Annotated in this window: 20 protein-coding genes; 6 read left to right on the top strand and 14 right to left on the bottom strand. The window is 32.3% G+C overall.

Going from position 1 to position 18,783, the window contains the following annotated elements:
• The first annotated feature begins 1 nt into the window (after position 1).
• Positions 2–1,114: a lactonase family protein gene (locus tag IHE43_RS18455; RefSeq protein ID WP_192188254.1), complete on the top strand. Its 1,113-nt coding sequence runs from the start codon at positions 2–4 to the stop codon at positions 1,112–1,114.
• 124 nt (positions 1,115–1,238) lie between these two features.
• Here IHE43_RS18455 and IHE43_RS18450 read toward each other — a convergent pair whose 3' ends face one another.
• From IHE43_RS18450 to IHE43_RS18415, 8 genes are all read right to left on the bottom strand, one after another.
• Positions 1,239–2,591 (bottom strand): DEAD/DEAH box helicase, encoded by a 1,353-nt coding sequence (locus IHE43_RS18450; protein WP_192185262.1) that lies wholly within the window; start codon positions 2,589–2,591, stop codon positions 1,239–1,241.
• Positions 2,592–2,701: 110 nt separating this feature from the next.
• Positions 2,702–3,070 (bottom strand): response regulator transcription factor, encoded by a 369-nt coding sequence (locus tag IHE43_RS18445; RefSeq protein WP_192185261.1) that lies wholly within the window; start codon positions 3,068–3,070, stop codon positions 2,702–2,704.
• 11 nt (positions 3,071–3,081) lie between these two features.
• A complete protein-coding gene (locus IHE43_RS18440) occupies positions 3,082–5,235 on the bottom strand; it encodes a DUF4838 domain-containing protein (RefSeq protein WP_192185260.1) in 2,154 nt (717 codons plus the stop codon).
• A gap of 65 nt (positions 5,236–5,300) precedes the next feature.
• Entirely contained in the window at positions 5,301–6,563 is a 1,263-nt protein-coding gene (locus IHE43_RS18435) for a YaiO family outer membrane beta-barrel protein (RefSeq protein WP_192185259.1), read from the bottom strand.
• Positions 6,564–6,569: 6 nt separating this feature from the next.
• Positions 6,570–8,006, bottom strand: coding sequence for a glycosyltransferase (locus IHE43_RS18430; RefSeq protein WP_192185258.1), 1,437 nt, complete (start codon positions 8,004–8,006; stop codon positions 6,570–6,572).
• The gene (locus IHE43_RS18425) at positions 8,003–9,064 is read right to left on the bottom strand and encodes a HEAT repeat domain-containing protein (RefSeq protein ID WP_192185257.1); all 1,062 of its coding nucleotides are present in this window, start codon (positions 9,062–9,064) and stop codon (positions 8,003–8,005) included. Before IHE43_RS18425 ends, IHE43_RS18430 begins: the two co-directional genes overlap by 4 nt.
• A gap of 73 nt (positions 9,065–9,137) precedes the next feature.
• Positions 9,138–9,902: a TIGR02757 family protein gene (locus IHE43_RS18420; protein WP_192185256.1), complete on the bottom strand. Its 765-nt coding sequence runs from the start codon at positions 9,900–9,902 to the stop codon at positions 9,138–9,140.
• A gap of 134 nt (positions 9,903–10,036) precedes the next feature.
• Positions 10,037–10,702: an ABC transporter ATP-binding protein gene (locus tag IHE43_RS18415; RefSeq protein ID WP_192185255.1), complete on the bottom strand. Its 666-nt coding sequence runs from the start codon at positions 10,700–10,702 to the stop codon at positions 10,037–10,039.
• A gap of 128 nt (positions 10,703–10,830) precedes the next feature.
• On the opposite strand from IHE43_RS18415, the gene IHE43_RS18410 reads away from it, so the two are divergent.
• The 3 genes from IHE43_RS18410 (at position 10,831) to IHE43_RS18405 (ending at position 11,935) form a co-directional block, all read left to right on the top strand.
• A complete protein-coding gene (locus IHE43_RS18410; RefSeq protein WP_255513804.1) occupies positions 10,831–11,430 on the top strand; it encodes a phosphodiester glycosidase family protein in 600 nt (199 codons plus the stop codon).
• Positions 11,379–11,543, top strand: a complete 165-nt coding sequence (locus tag IHE43_RS24080) for a phosphodiester glycosidase family protein (RefSeq protein WP_370526749.1) — start codon at positions 11,379–11,381, stop codon at positions 11,541–11,543. The genes IHE43_RS18410 and IHE43_RS24080 overlap by 52 nt, the downstream gene beginning before the upstream one ends.
• A 92-nt stretch (positions 11,544–11,635) precedes the next feature.
• Positions 11,636–11,935, top strand: a complete 300-nt coding sequence (locus IHE43_RS18405; protein WP_192185254.1) for a hypothetical protein — start codon at positions 11,636–11,638, stop codon at positions 11,933–11,935.
• Here IHE43_RS18405 and IHE43_RS18400 read toward each other — a convergent pair.
• The 6 genes from IHE43_RS18400 to IHE43_RS18375 form a co-directional block, all read right to left on the bottom strand.
• Positions 11,932–12,234 carry a DUF6787 family protein gene (locus IHE43_RS18400; RefSeq protein ID WP_192185253.1) on the bottom strand — a complete coding sequence of 101 codons (303 nt, stop codon included), beginning with the start codon at positions 12,232–12,234 and terminating at the stop codon, positions 11,932–11,934. The genes IHE43_RS18405 and IHE43_RS18400 overlap by 4 nt on opposite strands.
• 33 nt (positions 12,235–12,267) lie before the next feature.
• Entirely contained in the window at positions 12,268–12,705 is a 438-nt protein-coding gene (locus IHE43_RS18395; RefSeq protein WP_192185252.1) for a DUF6146 family protein, read from the bottom strand.
• A 191-nt stretch (positions 12,706–12,896) separates the two neighbouring features.
• On the bottom strand, positions 12,897–13,460 hold the full coding sequence (locus IHE43_RS18390; protein ID WP_192185251.1) for a DUF937 domain-containing protein: 564 nt from the start codon (positions 13,458–13,460) through the stop codon (positions 12,897–12,899).
• Between the two features lie 108 nt (positions 13,461–13,568).
• Positions 13,569–14,519, bottom strand: coding sequence for a D-2-hydroxyacid dehydrogenase (locus IHE43_RS18385; RefSeq protein ID WP_192185250.1), 951 nt, complete (start codon positions 14,517–14,519; stop codon positions 13,569–13,571).
• Between the two features lie 204 nt (positions 14,520–14,723).
• On the bottom strand, positions 14,724–15,794 hold the full coding sequence (gene serC / locus IHE43_RS18380; protein WP_192185249.1) for a 3-phosphoserine/phosphohydroxythreonine transaminase: 1,071 nt from the start codon (positions 15,792–15,794) through the stop codon (positions 14,724–14,726).
• 93 nt (positions 15,795–15,887) lie between these two features.
• Positions 15,888–16,961, bottom strand: coding sequence for an acyl-CoA reductase (locus IHE43_RS18375; RefSeq protein WP_192185248.1), 1,074 nt, complete (start codon positions 16,959–16,961; stop codon positions 15,888–15,890).
• A gap of 135 nt (positions 16,962–17,096) precedes the next feature.
• Here IHE43_RS18375 and IHE43_RS18370 point away from each other — a divergent pair, with 135 nt between their 5' ends.
• Both IHE43_RS18370 and IHE43_RS18365 read left to right on the top strand, forming a co-directional pair.
• A complete protein-coding gene (locus IHE43_RS18370; protein WP_192185247.1) occupies positions 17,097–17,447 on the top strand; it encodes a 4Fe-4S dicluster domain-containing protein in 351 nt (116 codons plus the stop codon).
• A 159-nt stretch (positions 17,448–17,606) separates the two neighbouring features.
• A complete protein-coding gene (locus IHE43_RS18365) occupies positions 17,607–18,773 on the top strand; it encodes a hypothetical protein (RefSeq protein ID WP_192185246.1) in 1,167 nt (388 codons plus the stop codon).
• The last annotated feature ends 10 nt before the right edge of the window (positions 18,774–18,783 follow it).

The raw sequence follows: 18,783 nt of genomic DNA, 5'->3' as shown, positions 1-18,783 counted from the left end.
TATGAAAGGATTATATATGTTGCTTTTTTCGGCGTTAGCTTTTACCACTACCCAAGCCCAGAATAAATTTAATTTATTGATAGGGACTTATACGAATACTTGCCAGAGCAACGGAATTTATGTTTATGAATTTGATGCGACCTCGGGCGGATTTAAGTTTAAAAATTCTTCAGAAAATGTGATAAGTCCGAGTTATTTATCGGTTTCAGCAGATAACAAATTTATTTATGCTGTAAATGAAAATGGTGATCAAAGTGCTGTTAGCGCTTTTGGATATAATTCAAAATCAGGAAAAGTTACTTTTTTAAATACGAATAAAGCGTTAGGAGCTGATCCTTGTCATTTAATAAATGATGATAAAAATGTTATTGTTGCCAATTATTCCGGCGGTAATATTGTAGTTTTTAAAAAGAATGCTAATGGAAGTATTTCTACAGTACAACAAGTAGTGCAGCATGAAGGAAAAGGAGTAAATGTAGCGCGTCAGGAGAAAGCACACGTACATATGGTTGTTTTTTCTCCGGATAAAAAATTCGTTTTATCTAATGATTTAGGTTTAGATAAAGTGTTTATCTATAAATACAATCCTAGTTCTAAAAATGAAATGCTGACATTAAAAGGAAGTGTAGATGTAAAATCCGGAAGTGGACCAAGACATTTGACTTTTAGTAAGGATGGGAAATTTGTATATCTAATTCAGGAATTAGATGCAACGCTGACGACTTTTAGTTATAACAAAAACGGAAGCTTAAAAAAGATTGCCGAAACGAGTATTCTTGCAAAAGATTTTAAAGGCGGAACGGGAGCAGCGGCAATCAAAATTTCGCCTGACGGAAAATTTTTATACGTAACAGACAGAGTAGATGCAAACAGTATCTCAGTGTACAAGATTCTTAAAAACGGAAGTATTGAATTAGTAGAACAACAAAGTACTTTAGGAAAAGGGCCAAGAGATTTTGCGATTGATCCATCAGGAAATTACCTTTTAGTAGGGCATCAATACACTAACAATATCGTGATCTTTAAAAGAGATAAAACAACAGGTAAACTTACAGATACGGGTAAAAAAATCGAATTGTGTTCGCCTGTAGGGCTTGTTTTTACTAAAATATAGTTTTCAGTCGCAGTCACAGTTTACAGTTAGTACTGGAAACAGTGACTGTGACTGAAAAAATCCAATAAAAAAAATCCAAATTCCATTATATACTATTGGAATTTGGATTTTTTTTATTGGATTTTTACTTGTCCTTATCTTTTCTCTTCTTATCTCTCGTTTTCAACATATTTCGATTGACAGATCCGTGGGTTTTCTTTTTTGTTTTAGAAGGTCCTCCTAAATTGACTTTCTTATTCTTTTTGTCTTTTTCATGAAAAGCACCGTCACCTTTTAGTGTTTGTTTTTTCATTAAAAACTTAATAGGCTGTTTGTCTTTTTCAGGTTCAATTAATTTAGATGAAACTTCTACTTCTTCAGGAAATTCAGCTATTTCAAGTTCGTGATTCATTAAAACTTCTACTTCTACTTTAAATTCTTCTTCACGAGGTGTGATAAAACTTATTGCAGTTCCTGTAGCATCTGCACGACCTGTACGACCAATTCTGTGCATGTACAATTCAGGAAATTCAGGAAGTTCAAAGTTGATAACGTGAGAGATGTTCGAAATATCCAAACCTCTCGCCATAATATCTGTAGTAATTAATCCGCGAAGATTTCCTTCCTGGAATTCAGCCATTGTACTCAAACGATAATTTTGAGATTTATTCGAGTGAATTACACCAAACTGACCTTCAAAATCTTCTTCAATACGCGTGTGAAGCATATCTGAAATCTTTTTATTATTGACAAAAACCAAAACACGTTCCATGCTTTCGTTTGTTTCTAATAAATGTTTTAGCAGATTTACTTTTGTATTGAAATTAGGAACGTTATATGTAATCTGAGTAATATTTTCAAGAGGAGTTCCAGAAGCAGCAAGTGTTACTTCTTCCGGGAAATCAAAAAAGTCATTCAAAACAGCATCAACTTCATCAGTCATAGTTGCCGAGAATAGAATATTTTGACGTTTGGTTTTCATCATTGCCAAAAGCGCTGTCAATTGTGTACGGAAACCAAGGTTCAGCATTTCATCAAACTCGTCAATAACCAATTTTTGAGTTTCATCAAAACGAATTACAGCATCAAGAGCCAAATCCATTGTTCTACCAGGCGTTCCTACCAAAATATCAACTCCTTCGTAAACCGCTTTTTTCTGTGTATTAATGTTTACTCCACCAAAAATACCAAGTGTTTTAACCGACATGTATTTTGTCAATTTCTCAATTTCTTCTACAACCTGAACTACAAGTTCACGAGTTGGAACCAAAACAACAATCTTTGGCGTATTAGTTGGTGTAAATTTGTATAATTTTAAAAGAGGCAATAAATAAGCAAATGTTTTACCGGTTCCGGTTTGCGCAATTCCCATCATATCCCGGCCAGACATAATCACTGAAAAAGATTTTTCCTGAATAGGAGTAGGCGTAACAAATCCTAATTCGTCGATTGCTTTTTGTACTGATTTTGGAAGATTGAATTTTTCGAAAGTGCTCATTTGCATTAAATTTTGTGCAAAGATAGCTATAAATAGCTGAAAAATTGATGTTTCTTAGAAATTACGAAAGTTTGAGGCATTCGTATTTCTCAAAATTAGACTTTAAATTGCTATAAAAATCGTTTAATTCGCAATAAAAGTTCGTTTGGATTAAATGGTTTAGCAATAAAATCATCAACACCTAATTGAAATGCTTCTTCAACTGTATTTTCTTCCTCCCCAAGTGATGAGAGTGCAATCACCCGAATATTTTTGAAATTTTTCTTAATGTCACTAATAATTTCTAATCCTGACTTGAGTGGGATAGTTATCGTAGTAATAACCAAATCAGGCATAATTATCGGAATTCTCTCTAACGCACTAATACCATCTTTTGCAATACTTATTTTGTAACCTTCCCTTTTCAGAATAAATTTTAGAATTTCGATAGTCATTTCATCATTATCGATAATCAGAATTTTTTTTTCGCTATTATTCATCTCCCTGGCATTTATTTTTTATATAATTCTATCTCATCAATCATTACCATTGGTTTTTTGTTTTTTCGTTTTCTCCAATTTGGTATTTCTGTTTGGGGTTTAATAATTATTTTGATTTTTATAAAGCTACTGAATTTTTCATTGAGAATTTCCCATGATTTTGTTGTAATTTGATCACTTTCAGTTAAATTATCACAATTTTTTTCTTCTACAAGTTTCCATTTTTGATTTTCGTAGCCGTAAATGATTATTTTTTTTGGAATAAAAATCCAATGCCTCTGATCATCCAGAAAATTTAATTTTAAGGTATTGAAGTCTAGTTTTTTTGTTTCTATTTCAAATGATGGTTCCGTTCCATACCATCCAATCCAGTTGATATTGAAATCTTTATATCCTCTGGTGCCGTCAACTAAGCCCAAATTTCCTTTTCCTTTAAAATCACCTGAAGGTTCTGTTATAAAATTAACTTTCAAATCTTCTCCCAGATGAGTGGTGTTGTTTTTACAGATTTCCAACCATTCTTTATAATAATTATCCGGCGAAAGACCTCCTTCGCTCAATTCGTAAATTCCAAATTCATTACAGGATTTTGTAAATTTCAAAACTCTTTCCGTTAATCCTTTTTTTACTTCTTTTTCTCCTTTACTATTTACGACAAACATTCCATGTTGGTTTTTTCCGTAAAATTTAGATTGTTCGAAAAAGACGTATTCTAAAGCTAAACGTAGTTTTTGAACTCTTGAATTTAAGGTTTTATCTTCTTCAACTGCTGCCAGTGCCTTTTCGAGCAATTGATCATACTGATTCATGGCTTCCGGAGTTAAAAAGGTGTTTCTGGCCTGAACCGGACCAGAATAAATATCTAGATAAGCATTGCTTTTGTTTTGATTTTCAGTTAAAAGAGTCAAATAGTTTCCAACAAATGGCGCGGCTTTTCCATAAAATCCTCTTAAAAAATCGGCAGTTACTGCTTTAATATCAATATCAGTATCCCACAATAATTTAGCTAGCAGATATTGTCTTAATTCTGAAAAATCTCCCGGAATATCTGAATATCCCTGAGCGAATATTCCCTTTACTTTATTCTTTTTAAAAAGTTTATAGTTGTTTTGAAAAGGCTCCAAATTTGGAAATGGCGACATATAATTAGAAAACTGAACTGTATAATCCCAAAGAAAGAAATGTGGAGAAGTAACGCTCCAGTTTTCCAATGTTTTAACAAATGAAGCCGAATTTTGAGCCGTAATTGTTTTTCCGCGATTCAATTCAATCGGACAAAAAATAGTGTAAATATTAGGTGCTATTTTTAAGTTAACCGGTGGTTTTAAAGTGTGCAAATAGGCGAGTGTCGTGATTTTTGTTTTTGGAAAATGTGTAGCAATTTTATTCAGGAAATAATAGAAGGAACCTTGGGGACCTCCATGTTTTTCATTCATTTTTCTACATTCGGTACATTCACAATACACCACATCATCATTTTGGCTAACCGAATAAAATTGGGCATTTGGTGTATCTGCAATAATTTTGGTCATTTTTTTCTCGATCAAATCGACTACCGTGTCATTGGTCATGCATAAAGATTCTCCATTTCTTTTTCCTTCATACAAAGCAAAAAGTTTTGGATTAGTTTTGAAATATTCTTTTGGAGGAACCAGAACACTAAAAGAATGTCCCCAAATACCAAAATCGTCTACTTGCCAATCAAGTTTATGCCACTCTCTAAAATCTTCATCATAGCAATCAGGATAAAAAAGTGCCCTGTAATCAAATGAAGGCTGATAGCTTTTTTTTGTGTTTTTTGAAAAAGTCAGCTGTTCAACTTTTGGTATATAAGTTTCTGTGGAAGTAAATTTTCGAAACTCCCAAATTTCGAGTAAAGTATGGACAGCGTAGCGAAGGTACTTTGGATTTTGAGCAATTAAATAAATTGATTTTGAATCACTTTTGATGATAAATTCGTTTGGTTTTAATTTTTCAAGGTCCGAGATTTCTAAGATTATTTCTGATAAATCTTCTTCTTTCTTATTTTCAGAGATATTATCAAATGGTTTTGCAAAAGCCTTATCGAGATATTTTTTTAAAAGTAAAGCAGCACTCTGACTATCTTCAGATTTTGAAATAATACTGTTTTTATTGGATATAATTATTTCGGATTGTGCTATCATAGTATAACTAAATAAGAAAAAAAAGATTTGGGATACATAAACGTGAAACTTCTTTTTCATACTATTTAAAATTTATATTGCATTAAAAACGCAAAATCAAGTTCTGTTTGAAATTTATTTGCTACATATTCCTGTTCATTATCTGTAATGAGAATTCCAAAAATATAATGACTTTTAACCAATTTAAAAAAGCCGGCACTTAATCGATAGGAACGTAACGATATTCTTGTTTGATATTCTGCAGATCTTGTTCTGTCGTCTGGTGAAGTTCCGTAACCTGCAATAAACGTAACATAATCATATTTTGTTTTATAATAATATCTGGAGGTCAAAGTAAAAGATGTGCCGTCTTCCTGAATGTAAGATCTTAGATTTACCCAATAAGAACCAAAGTATTTTCCGATTCCAACATTCAGTGTTTTTAAATTACTCTTATCCTGCATTTCAATATAACGTGCTCCTAAATCAGCCTCCCAACCTTTGTTAAAAGTATGAAAATAAGAATAACCTAATCTCCATTCAGGAAAAGCAGCATCCTGGCTGTAAGCAACATCAATATAATGATAATTATTTTTCTTAGCAAAAAGATAGGATTCTGCCTCAAACTGAAGACCGCTTGACATAACAGAACTCGAAGACAATCTTTTGGCATAGTTAACTCTTCCAATTAAACTCCCCCATAAACGTTGTCTAACATAATCAGCGCTTGCTAAATGCCATGGGCCAACTTCGTCCCGATCAATTGTTGTTATATTATAATAAACGCCAATTCTGTCAAAGTTTACTTTTGAATATAAAATGTACAGACGTTGCTCTATTTCAGGATCATTTGGAAATTTTGCCCTAATAGATTTTAAATATTTTTCTTCGTTTGCACTATCATTTTGCAAGGAATAAATAGCAATTCTTCTCAAACGAAAAGATTTACTTTCGGGATATAATTCGATAGCTTTATTAGTCAGAATTAAACCTTCATCGTATTTTTTTTCTTCAATATCTAAATTAATAAGATCTAGAAAAGCGTCTTCGTAACCAGAATTTTTAGCAATTACATAGTTGTAGTAATATCTCGCACTGTCTTTTACTTTGATTAAATCATAATTTCGACCCAATACTAAATGAAAATCCAGATAATCGGGGGCTAATTTTTTGCCTAATAAGGCTCGTTGAATATTGAGCTTATAATCAGGATTATTGGTTTTCATATCTTTAACAATAACAGTCAAAAGACTATCTGTATCGATTTTTTTCTGCGCCCTTAGATTTTGATTGAAAAGTAGAAACAGACAAAACAACAGTTTGGCTATATGTATAAAATTGTTTTTCATCTTCAATTATTTTTTTACTGGTTTTTCATAACCTTTGCGCACCATTACGCCCCATTTTTGTTCTTTTTGTGAAAAGAAATACCAATATCCTTTTAATGACGCATAAACATTTATAGGATGATATACAAAAGGTTCTATTATTGCCATTCCGACCAGTACCAGTAATTCTTTGTAATTCGCATAACTCTTGTATAGTATTTCGTCAATCAAAATAGATATTATTGTTATTGAGAGATAAAATAGATAAACAATAGTGCTTATTATCAAGAGATATTGAAAATCTACTAAACCAAATGCCAGACTAAAAATTAAAGTTATTATACCTAGCAATTCGATTATTGGAACTAAAAATTCAAAACTGAAAAAGAAAGGCAGAACCAGAAAAGCTGTTCTTCCGTATTTTGGATTTAAAAACATTTTTCGATGCAAATAAAGCGTTTGTATCAATCCTCTTGCCCAACGAATTCTTTGTCTTAAAAAGACTTCTTTTGTGCTCGGAACTTCTGTCCAGCAAAGTGATTCCGGAATATATTGAATTAAAAATTTTTCATTTGTATCATGCATATATTTTCTCATGCGGGTAACGAGTTCCATATCTTCTCCTAAAGATTTATGCCAATAACCCCCGGCTTTTATAACGATATCTTTGTCAAACATTCCTAATCCGCCAGAAACAAGCAACAAACCATTTATCTGACTCCATGCCATTCTGCCAAATAAAAAAGACCTTACATATTCTAATTCCTGAAAGCGTGGATACCATTCTTTTGGATAATGCACTCTGAATAAAAATCCTTCTTTTATTTCACACGAATTCGAAATCCTTATTCCGGCACCAGTTGCAATAACCCTTATTTCATTTTCCATAAAAGGTTTTGCCAGTTTTAAAATAGTATCACTCTTTAAGATACAATCAACATCGGTACATAAAAATAAAGGGTATTGTGACGAATTAATACCTGCATTTGAAGCATCGGCTTTACTTTTACCGTTCATTTTATCTACAACGAGTAATTTTGAGTAAACAGGATTTTTTGATCTGTAATGGCCTCTCACAGGTTGTGTCACAATTTTTTCCTGATAGTAAAAATCAATTTTTGCCAAATCAAATTCGGATATCAGTTTTTCGAGCGTATCATCGGTACTTCCATCATTTACAATAATAATTTCGAATTTTGGATACGTTAAGGAAAGCAATGATTTTACATTGTATACAATGTTTACACCTTCATTAAAAGCTGGTGCTACAACCGAAACGCCTAAAATATGGTTAGAACGAAGCAACACCTCTTCTTCGAGATATTTTTGATATTTTAAATGTTTTATTATTGCCCAATAGGATAAGATTGATAAAAAAATATAAAACAAAATATAGCCAAGAGAAAAAGCAGTTACAAAAATATCATAACCACGAATCAGATAAGATAGAATATCATATATCATAGTTCTAATTTTCTGTTATGATTAATCATTTTTTGTGTGTCTGAATCCTGTTTTCCTAATGTATTTAATACCTCCCTGTCTAAATTATCTAAAGAACAGACCATTTTTAATTTTAAATCTTTTATTTCCTGCTTCGGAATTTCATTTTTCAGAAAATCGATCGTTTTTTCAGAACCAATTGCAGCCAAAGCTTCAAGCATTTCCAATTGAATTTCGATAGATTCGTTATAAAACAAAGACAACATTTCGTCTTCTGCTTCTTCTAAAAAAAGATCCTGAATTGCAGTAATTACATCAATTTTTAAGGCTTTATCTTCATGGTGTAATAGTTTTATTATTTCTGCCGATTTATTTCTGTAATTATAAAAAACCATCGCCATAATGGCCAATTTTAAAATCGTTGGGTTTTTAGACTGAATCCAAAGATCGATGTCTGACGGTAATGGAATATTTTCGGTGTGCAGCACATCCATTACTTTTATGGTTGTGATAATCGATATTTTAATCGGAAGTTTATCAACCGCCTGCCAATCACCTTTTGATAGTGCTAAATAGGCAATATTAGCATTTGACCTAATAATTTTATTGGGATCAAATAAGTATTTTTTAAGAAGAGAAATACCTGGTTTATAGCATAATGCCTGGAAATGATGAATTCCTTCGTATTTTTTATATTTTCTAAAATCCCGGATTAAACTAGCGGAGTAATGATTTAAATCTAATTTTTTGTAAATAACTAAAATGTTCTTTGCTGCTTTTCCTTTCAGATTGCTTCTCATCCGGATCAAATCCTCGATAAGCATCTTCTTACACCATGATTTACTTATAGGAATTTCAGATTTAAATTTGGCAATTTTGTATTTTAGAATGTTTTTGTCAGGTGAAGAGAGTGTAATCTCGGTTAGAAAAATTTCTGACTTTCGAATAATTCTGTGTTTATAAGGCAGGGTATATTGATAGTAGATTCTTTTGAATATTAAAACAACTATTAAAGACAGGCTGATAATAAAAAAAAATGGAATGACGAAATGCTTTATATACTCTATTAGTTTTTCCATACAGTATAAGTTTGTACTGTAATATTACGAAAAAAAAACTTATAAAGCTAATTTAAAAGCTTATATTTTGTAGTTAAAATCCTTCAAAAATACCAAGACCAAAAAGAGCAAAGTCGTATTTTACAGGATCTTGTGAATCCATTTCCCGAAGTTTGAAATCCAATTCGGCTAGCGCTTTTCCGTCATTTTGTTTTCGGGAAAGAATACCTAATTTTCGTGCCACATTTCCTGAATGAACATCTAGTGGACATGACAATAAAGATGGAGAAATTGTTTTCCAAATACCTAAATCAACACCTTTTGTGTCCTGACGAACCATCCAGCGCAAATACATGTTGATTCTTTTTGCTGCCGAATTATTTAACGGATCTGAAATGTGTTTCTGGGTTCGTGGCAAATGATCAATTTCGAAGAATATTTTTTTGAATTCATGAATGCTTTTCTGCAGGCTACCTTCTTCCTGATTTTTAGCAAATACAGCTTCTAAGCCATTATGATTTTTGTAGATATGCTGTAATCCTTTTATGAATCCGCCGAAATCTTTTCCGTTGAAGGTACGATGAACAAAGTTCTCCAATCTATTCAAGTCTTCATCAGAATGTGACATAACGAAATCGTAAGGTGTGTTTCCCATTAATTCCATCATTTGATGTGAATTTTTAATGATCATTTTACGATTTCCCCAGGCAATTGTAGCACTTAAGAAACCGGCAATTTCAATGTCTTCTTTTCGAGTAAACAAATGCGGAATCTGCACGGGATCGCTCTCAATAAAATCCTGATTATTATATTGAATGACTTTTTCGTCGAGAAATTCTTTTAGTTCTTTTTGATTCATTAAATGAAAGTTCTTGTTATTTCGAGAGCCTAGCCCTGATGGGATGGAAAATCCTTTTGTGTTAGCCACGGCGGATACAAAAGATTTGGAAGACAGCAGACACGAGCGATAGCGACTGACGAAGTAAATAGCTCCTAATTACTAATCTGTCCGTCGACCATTATCAATTTTCTATCGGCCATATTAGCCAACTCTTCGTTGTGTGTTACAATGACAAATGTTTGCCCGAATTCATCCCGAAGCTGGAAAAATAATTGATGTAAATTTTCGGCAGAATGGGTATCTAAATTTCCTGAAGGCTCATCAGCAAAAATAACATCAGGTTTGTTGATTAAAGCCCTCGCTACAGCAACACGTTGTTGTTCACCACCAGAAAGTTCGTTTGGTTTATGATTGATACGGTGTGATAATCCTAAAAAAGTTAGTAGTTTTTTAGCTTCTGTCTCAGTTTCAGCTGGTTTTTTACCTGCAATATAAGCCGGAATACACACATTTTCTAAGGCTGTAAATTCTGGTAAAAGTTGATGAAACTGAAAAATGAAACCTAAATTTAAATTTCTGAATTTTGATAATGTCTTGTCATTCAACCCCAAAATGTTTTCTCCATTAATAGTTAGCGAAGTCTCGGTTTCTGATTTTGAAGGTTTATCTAAAGTTCCTAAAATTTGTAACAAAGTCGTTTTTCCCGCACCGGAAGCACCAACTATGGAAACAATTTCACCTTTTTTAATATGCAGATCAACTCCTTTTAAAACCTCAAGCTGATCATAGAATTTATGTATATTTTTTGCGTGTATCATTTTAGAAACTGTTTCTACAAAGAAACAAAGATTCTGCCGATATAAAAATGGCTTGTAACAGAAATTTAAGAACAATAGTTATTTAGTGAATATTATCTTTTTACATTTATGGAAAATAATTCAAAAAGATGAAATTAAAAATTACAATACTAATATTTGCAATTGCAATTGTTGCCATTTTTCTTAATGCTAAAATTTACACTGATAATTCTTTTGTGACATATAAAGTTGATACAAAAAAACAAGATTTAAAATTGTTTTGGAAGGATGAAAATGGACAAAATTTTGGTAGTATTGAAAATTTGAAGTTTTGGATTGAAAAGCAAAATTTAAAATTAAATTTTGCGATGAACGGCGGAATGTACAAAAAAGACTATTCTCCACAAGGGCTTTATATTGAAAAACAAAAAACTGTAGTTCCTTTAGATACGACTAAAGCAGCGGGAAATTTTTATCTAAAACCAAACGGAGTTTTTTATTTAACAATTGATAACACAGCTAAAATTTGTACCTCAGAACTTTTCCGAAATAATGGAAAAATAAAATATGCAACTCAATCTGGGCCAATGCTGTTAATTGATGGCAAAATTCATTCTGATTTTAAAGAAGGTTCATCTAATTTGAACATTAGAAATGGTGTCGGTATTCTGCCGGATGGAAAAGTAGTTTTTGTTTTATCAAAAAAGAAATTAATTTTTATGATTTTGCTAATTATTTTAAAAGTTTAGGTTGTAAAAATGCTTTGTATCTTGATGGATTTGTGTCGCGCGCCTATGTGCCATCTGAAAAATGGATTCAGACTGATGGAAATTTTGGTGTGTTATTTGCAGTAACTAAATAAACGTGTGGGAATTAAGAAAAAAACTTGAAGAAATAAATAATTCTTTTCCAAGTATTATTTTTAATTTCCAAGTAATTTAAAATTAGAGTAATATGCAAGATTTACAAGTAATAAAAGAAGAAGATAGAATGAGAAAACTCCTTTTGGGTTTACTTTTGGATGGAATTGGTATGATTTCTTTCAGCATTCCGTTAATTGGTGAATTTTCAGATGTGATTTGGGCACCAATCGCCGCTTTTATCATGACCAGAATGTATAAAGGAAGGGTAGGGAAAATGGCCAGTATTTTGACTTTTGTCGAAGAGATAATTCCATTTACAGATATAATTCCTTCGTTTACACTTACGTGGATTTATACTTATTATTTTCAAAAAAGCAGCAAGGAAATTTAGTTTTTGAATAGAAATCCTAGTCCCATATTTTTAAGCATTTTCTTTTCGAAGTTCCAAAAGAAACGAAATTGACCAAAAACGGTTCCAATGGCAACTAATAAAACCTGATAAATAGGGAAGATAATCAATAAACGAATTAAAGTAAACCAACCTCCAAAATCTTCTTTGGTGATGCCCAGCCAAACACAAAAGGGTTTAGACAACCACGCAGATGCTGATCCTGTGATAGCAAAAACGATAAATATAATTATGGCTTGTACATTTGAGGTAATGCCCCAGCGTTTCTTTAGTTTATCCATGCTTTATTTAAAACGATTACAAATATAGCAACATTATCGTATTGGAACATACCCGCCAAGCTTTTGTTTGTATGTATTTTGAAAATAAATCATGTAATTGTAGATTAAGTAATTTACCTCGTAACCATAATGAATTTGTGGTTGGTAATCTATCCTCATTTCATATAAATTTGGATTATAACGTTGTGGTTGCAATACACGATTATTCCATTCAGTTACATATTGATAATTCTTGTTTTCGAGATAAGATAAGGAATAATAGTTTCTAGGTTGTGCCATTGACGCCAGCCAGAAACTAAAACCATTATCGATGATAATTACTTCATATTCTAAAGAGTCATTTGCAATTCGAACAGTATCATTTACTTCCGGATGTTTAGGCGAAGCAGTAGCAACTGCAGTATTTTTTGAACCCGTAGAACACGCAATGATGGTAAAAATTACGATAAGTATGTAGATTATCTTTTTCATGACGCATTTTTTGAACCTTAAATTTACGAATATTTTTTGGAAAAAGGCTCAAAGAAGCAAAGGTTCATAGGTTCAAAGGAAAAAAGGAGGAATTAAGACAAAAAAGCTGTTTGCAATTTATACAAACAGCTTTTTAAATATTTTTTAAAACCTCTGGGCCTTTGCTTCTTTGAGCCTTTGTAACTTAAAATTTATTTACTTTTAAACAATCTCCCTATAAACCCTGAAAAACCACCGCTGCTTTTAGCGACAACCATAACATCAGCTACATCCAATTTTCCATCGGCGTTTTGGTCTAAGCCAAATTGAGTACCGTATTTAGAAATTGTATCCATTATATTCGATGCTTGTCCGCTATTTCCTGAAATCGAGCTTATAATATCTGAAATATTAAAGCTGCTGTCATTTGGGTCTTTTGCTTTGTTTACCAAAGAATTTAAGACTTGCGGAATCATGCTTGAAGCTACACTGGAAGAATCGGCGCTGCTTAATCCAAATTTTTCACCAAGACTTCCACTCAATTGTTGCGTTAATTGCTGAACGACCGGATTAGAACTGTCTATTGAAGACGTTCCGTTAAATAAACCTGCCAATTGTTCTCCACCGCCTTCTGAAGCAATTTTTTGCAATCCGGCAAATATAGAATTACTAGTTTCACCAATTACAGCTTCATTATGTTCATTTGGGACAGCAGTGTTGTTTACAACAGCATCGCCTCCGTATTGTTGTACTAATTGTGTTAATTGTTCAAACATGATTTAAAGAATTTAGATTAGATTTATAACTCAAATTTAATCAAAAAAAGAAAGGGATTTATTAAACGATGTTAATAAATCCCTTCTAAACGTTTTATTTTTAATTAATTAGCTTAACAAAGAAATAATTTGTGATGCTAATTCAGTACCAATTCTGTCTTGTGCTTCCCCTGTTGCAGCTCCAATGTGTGGAGTCAACGAAATTTTAGTATGCATTAAAATGGCCATTTCTGGTTTTGGTTCGCTTTCAAAAACGTCTAATCCTGCAAAAGCAACTTTTCCAGAATCTAAAGCTTTTACTAAAGCTACTTCATCAATAACACCACCACGAGCACAGTTTACGATTCCAACACCATCTTTCATGATCTCAAATTCTTTTTCTCCAATGATGTAACCATCCTGAGCAGGAACGTGTAATGTAATGAAATCAGCTTCTTTAAATAAAGATTCTAATGATTGAGAAACGATAGTTGTAGTGATAGACTGTCCGTCAAAAAACTCAACTTTTACATCAACTTGCGGAATAAAACTATCAGCGGCGATAACTTTCATACCTAAACCAAGCGCCATTTTTGCAGTTGCTTGTCCGATACGACCAATACCAACAATTCCAAGAGTTTTTCCTCTTAATTCAGTTCCGTTAGCATACGCTTTTTTCAAACCATCAAAGTTTGAATCTCCTTCAAGAGGCATATTTCTGTTAGAATCGTGTAAAAAACGAACACCAGAAAACAAGTGTCCAAACACTAATTCAGCAACAGATTCTGATGATGAAGCAGGTGTATTAATTACGTGGATTCCTTTGCTTTTAGCATAATCAACATCAATATTATCCATACCAACACCACCACGTCCAATAATTTTAAGACCAGGACAAGCGTCAATAATATCTTTACGAACTTTAGTTGCACTACGAACTAAAACTACGTCTACATTGTTTTCATTGACAAAATTAGCTACTTGTTCCTGCGCTACTTTTGTAGTTATAACTTCAAATCCGCCTTTTTCTAAAGCCAGAATTCCACTTTTTGAAATTCCATCATTCGCTAATACTTTCATTTTAGTGTATGTCTTTGCGAGGAACGAAGTAATCGCATCCTCAATATTAATTTTTCTTTTTCTTTTTTTTGGAGCTAATTCCCGCTATCCGTTACAATCTTTTTTGTCCGCCGCGGCGGAAACAAAAAAGGATTTCCACTTCTATCGGGGCTAGGGTCTTGTTTCAATTCAAGTTTTCGGTATACTGAAAACTGCGACTGAAAACTAAACTTCACTTTCCAAAGCTTTCATTACATCTACTAAAACCTGAACACTTTCGATAGGCATAGCGTTGTAAATAGAAGCTCTGTAACCACCAACAGAACGGTGTCCTGGCAATCCTGAAATTCCTGCTTCTTTCCATAAAGCATCAAAAGTTGCAGTATGGTCAGCGTTGTTTAGTAAGAAAGTAACGTTCATATTTGAACGATCTTCAACAGCTGCTGCACCTTTGAATAATGGGTTTCTGTCGATTTCAGTATATAATAAATCAGCTTTTGCGTTGTTTAATTTTTCAACAGCAGCAATTCCACCTTTTTCTTTGATCCATTGTAATGTCAGTAAAGAAACGTAAACAGCAAAAACAGGAGGAGTATTGTACATACTTTCTGCTTTAATGTGTTTAGCGTAATCTAACATACTAGGAATTGTTCTTCCGCTTTTCTCTAAAATTTCTTCTTTAACCACTACCAAAGTAGTTCCTGCAGGACCCATATTTTTTTGAGCACCGGCATATATTAAATCAAATTTTGAGAAATCCAATTCGCGAGAAAAAATATCAGAACTCATATCGCAAACAACAGGAACGTTAGTTGCCGGGAATTCTTTCATTTGAGTTCCAAAAATGGTATTGTTACTTGTACAGTGAAAATAATCAGCATCACTTGGTATAGAATATCCTTTTGGAATATGGTTGTAATTTTCTTCTTTTGAAGAAGCTACAACAACAGTTTCTCCAAAATATTTAGCTTCTTTTATTGCTGCAGTTGCCCATGTCCCTGAATCTAAATAAGCAGCTTTTCCGTTTTCTTTCATCAGGTTATAAGGAGCCATTAAGAATGCTGTACTTGCACCACCTTGTAAAAATAAGGCCTGATATCCTTTTCCCTGAAGTCCTAATAATTCTAAAGCAAGGGAGCGAGCTTCATCCATAACAGCAACGAAATCTTTACTTCGGTGCGAAATTTCAAGGATAGATAATCCTGAATCATTAAAATTTAAAATTGCTTTTGATGCCTTCTCAAAAACTTCCTGAGGTAAAATACTTGGACCTGCGCTGTAGTTGTGTTTTTTCATGGTTGTTATTAATAGTCGAAAATTTTAAAGATGCAAATTTCGGCAATAGGAGCTGAAAAAGCGATAAATTATTCGAAATAATTAAACATATTTTTACTTTGTTGTTAACAAAAACGTTATAGTATCCACGTTATCTGCATAATCCCACAATTGAGGATTTTGCGTTTGCCCGAACGGGATACTATTTTCGATTAAGTCGTTGCTCACGATACACTGAATTTGTTCAGCATCAGCTTTTAGACGAGCCTGTAAATCTTCGATGTTTTCATAAAATTCATAAAAAACACTCGAAATCGGCGAGGCATAACTCGGATCTTCCTTTATAGTCAAGAATCCATTATCCAATAATTTGAAATTACTCATTAAAAATACGGCTTTGTTATAGTCGTAATTGTTAGCGTATTTTTCATAATGAATAACGTCCTGATATTTGAAAATACCCTCAAAAAAAGCATCAAAAGAATACCCTTTCGGAACAAAAATCTTAGAAACATTACGGCATCCTAATCCGAAATAACGGAAAATATCTTCACCTAAAGCTTCTAATTCTTCTTTGCTTTCTTTACCGTTTAAAACGGCTGCCGAATTTCTGTTTTTTCGTATAATTGAAGGTTTGTCTTTAAAATAATATTCGAAATAACGGGCTGTATTGTTACTTCCAGTGGCAATTACGGCATCAAAATTTTCAAGTTTGCCTTCCACGAAAGTGATTTTATCTTTTAAACTTTCATCAACAGCAATTAAATATTTAGCCAAAAACGGCAACAAATACTGATCGTTTGAAGAGGTTTTAATTAAAGCTTTGTTCCCAGTTATTAAAACCGATAAAAAATCATGAAAACCTACTAGCGGAATATTTCCGGCTAAAATTAGCGCCACTTTTTTTTCATTTTTATTGTTTTGAGAAAACTCAGTCTGGTAATTTGAAAGCCATTTATCGAGATTTTCTTCAGTCAATGCATCTGCCCAGGAATGTATTGCAAAATACACTTGTTCAGGAGTATACCATCCATTATGAGATTGTGATAAAAAGATCAGCTTTTCGAAATCATCAAAAAATAAATCGTTATGCAGAACATCCGATTTTCTAATTGTATCGTTTTCGGAAAATTGTTTTAGAAATTTTCCTAATTCAACAAAAACACTTTTTTTTGTTTCTAATGTCATAATGTTTGTTTATGAATAGTTTTGATTGTAATTTTGCACAAAAATAAGCTATATTAAGTTATAAGACAAAGCAGAATAAAATCTTCGCATTATTATTTCTCAACTTGTAACTTTTAACTCATAACTAAGAAAACAATGGCAATAATTATAACTGACGAATGCATCAATTGTGGGGCTTGTGAACCAGAGTGCCCAAATACAGCAATTTATGAAGGAGCTGATGATTGGAGATACAAAGATGGAACAAGTCTTTCAGGAAAAGTAATTTTACCAGACGGAACTGAAGTGGATGCAGATGATGCGCAAACTCCAGTTTCTGATGAAGTATATTACATCGTTCCTGGAAAATGTACAGAATGTAAAGGTTTCCATGATGAACCTCAGTGTGCTGCAGTATGCCCGGTTGATTGTTGTATACCAGATGATAACCACGTAGAAGATGAAGAAACCTTGTTGAATAGACAAGCGTTTTTACATGGAGAATAATATTTTTTTAATTCAATTTAAAGATCAAAAAAATCCTGAGTGTCGTTGCTCAGGATTTTTTTTTATCAAATATAAGTTTTTTATTATTTTTATGCTGTATTTTGCTGGTACATAATGATTTATTTTGTTAATTTGATAACAATATTTTAATAATTGCGTATGAGAGGACTGATACTTTTATTTGTTATTTTCGTTAATACTGCCATTTTTGCTCAAAAAGTGGAGTATTCTATTGTCGTAAAAGATATTGAAACACAATTGCCTATAGAAAATGCAACTGTGTTTATTATGAAAACGAAACAAACATTAATAAGCAATCAGGAAGGAAAGGTAACTTTTGAATTGAACGGTGCATCCAGCCTTCAGGTTTCAGAGACCAATTACGAAAAAGTGACACTTCGATGGGGACCTTTAAAACCAGATTTATTTGTGGTTTATCTTAAAAGCAACAACAATAAGCTAGCCGAAATTGTTGTCTCAAAAGAAAAGCCGGAAAAAAATCTTCAAAAAATTGTTTCTAATTCAAGGCAAAAATTGGCTAATGCTTATAGATTAAAAGTCTATGTACGAGAGTTTTTTATGCTGGATAATAAATATTCTTATTATAATGACGGATTGGTTAATTTTCAATTTGAAGGGAATCAAAAGAATTCAACTACAACATTATTAGTAGAGCAAAATAGATCTTATGGATTGTTGGAAACTGATGTTTCTGCTGATTTAATGGGATATAATTTGAATAACATTATGGAGAATTATTCAAATTTAAAATATTTTGACCCTCTTTTAGATTCAAAAACGAAGAAAGAATATGAGTTTACTACAACAGGGCACCCAAATAATAAGGATTATTATATAATGTCTGTAACTCCATTGGATAAATCTAAAAAAGCGCTTGATACTTTTGAAATTATTTACGATCCGACAAAAAAGTTAATTGTAGAATTTAGTATTGTTATAAAACCTGGAAATCTCGCCCAAATTGAAGAACAAACAAAAGTGGGTTCAAAGAATGTTACCAGATCACAAGTTAGGGTAACGTACAGAATTGATGGTGAAGATTATTATTTACTAAGTTCAAATGAAGAAATTGCTTATGATTTGATTTTAAAAGATCAGGTCAAAAAAAATATTCAGGTTCGCAATAATTTTATCACAACGAATTTCAACAGACAAAACTTTACTTATAAAGAAAGTGATGTTTTTAAAGAGAAAACCCTTTTCAATAAAAAGAATAAGATTCTGACCAAGTATTGGGATTTATCAGGATTTACAGCGACTGACGAAGAAAAAGGGATTATAAATGGATTAGAATTTAAGCTTTAATTTTCATAAC

It is taken from the genome of Flavobacterium sp. MDT1-60 (assembly GCF_014844035.1).
Lineage (GTDB): Bacteria > Bacteroidota > Bacteroidia > Flavobacteriales > Flavobacteriaceae > Flavobacterium.
Note: the sequence above shows the minus strand (reverse complement) of the source record. Positions and strands in the feature narration are given on the sequence as shown.

Excerpts from the sequence above, each read along its gene's own strand:
- IHE43_RS18410 (WP_255513804.1), top strand. The coding sequence starts at position 10,831 with ATGAAATTAAAAATTACAATACTAATATTTGCAATTGCAATTGTTGCC.
- IHE43_RS18365 (WP_192185246.1), top strand. The coding sequence starts at position 17,607 with ATGAGAGGACTGATACTTTTATTTGTTATTTTCGTTAATACTGCCATT.
- IHE43_RS18400 (WP_192185253.1), bottom strand. The coding sequence starts at position 12,234 with ATGGATAAACTAAAGAAACGCTGGGGCATTACCTCAAATGTACAAGCC.
- IHE43_RS18430 (WP_192185258.1), bottom strand. The coding sequence starts at position 8,006 with ATGATATATGATATTCTATCTTATCTGATTCGTGGTTATGATATTTTT.
- IHE43_RS18440 (WP_192185260.1), bottom strand. The coding sequence starts at position 5,235 with ATGATAGCACAATCCGAAATAATTATATCCAATAAAAACAGTATTATT.
- IHE43_RS18385 (WP_192185250.1), bottom strand. The coding sequence starts at position 14,519 with ATGAAAGTATTAGCGAATGATGGAATTTCAAAAAGTGGAATTCTGGCT.
- IHE43_RS18435 (WP_192185259.1), bottom strand. The coding sequence starts at position 6,563 with ATGAAAAACAATTTTATACATATAGCCAAACTGTTGTTTTGTCTGTTT.
- IHE43_RS18420 (WP_192185256.1), bottom strand. The coding sequence starts at position 9,902 with ATGAATCAAAAAGAACTAAAAGAATTTCTCGACGAAAAAGTCATTCAA.
- IHE43_RS18390 (WP_192185251.1), bottom strand. The coding sequence starts at position 13,460 with ATGTTTGAACAATTAACACAATTAGTACAACAATACGGAGGCGATGCT.
- IHE43_RS18405 (WP_192185254.1), top strand. The coding sequence starts at position 11,636 with ATGCAAGATTTACAAGTAATAAAAGAAGAAGATAGAATGAGAAAACTC.
- IHE43_RS18395 (WP_192185252.1), bottom strand. The coding sequence starts at position 12,705 with ATGAAAAAGATAATCTACATACTTATCGTAATTTTTACCATCATTGCG.
- IHE43_RS18415 (WP_192185255.1), bottom strand. The coding sequence starts at position 10,702 with ATGATACACGCAAAAAATATACATAAATTCTATGATCAGCTTGAGGTT.
- IHE43_RS18375 (WP_192185248.1), bottom strand. The coding sequence starts at position 16,961 with ATGACATTAGAAACAAAAAAAAGTGTTTTTGTTGAATTAGGAAAATTT.
- IHE43_RS18370 (WP_192185247.1), top strand. The coding sequence starts at position 17,097 with ATGGCAATAATTATAACTGACGAATGCATCAATTGTGGGGCTTGTGAA.
- serC (WP_192185249.1), bottom strand. The coding sequence starts at position 15,794 with ATGAAAAAACACAACTACAGCGCAGGTCCAAGTATTTTACCTCAGGAA.
- IHE43_RS18455 (WP_192188254.1), top strand. The coding sequence starts at position 2 with ATGAAAGGATTATATATGTTGCTTTTTTCGGCGTTAGCTTTTACCACT.
- IHE43_RS18425 (WP_192185257.1), bottom strand. The coding sequence starts at position 9,064 with ATGGAAAAACTAATAGAGTATATAAAGCATTTCGTCATTCCATTTTTT.
- IHE43_RS18445 (WP_192185261.1), bottom strand. The coding sequence starts at position 3,070 with ATGAATAATAGCGAAAAAAAAATTCTGATTATCGATAATGATGAAATG.
- IHE43_RS18450 (WP_192185262.1), bottom strand. The coding sequence starts at position 2,591 with ATGAGCACTTTCGAAAAATTCAATCTTCCAAAATCAGTACAAAAAGCA.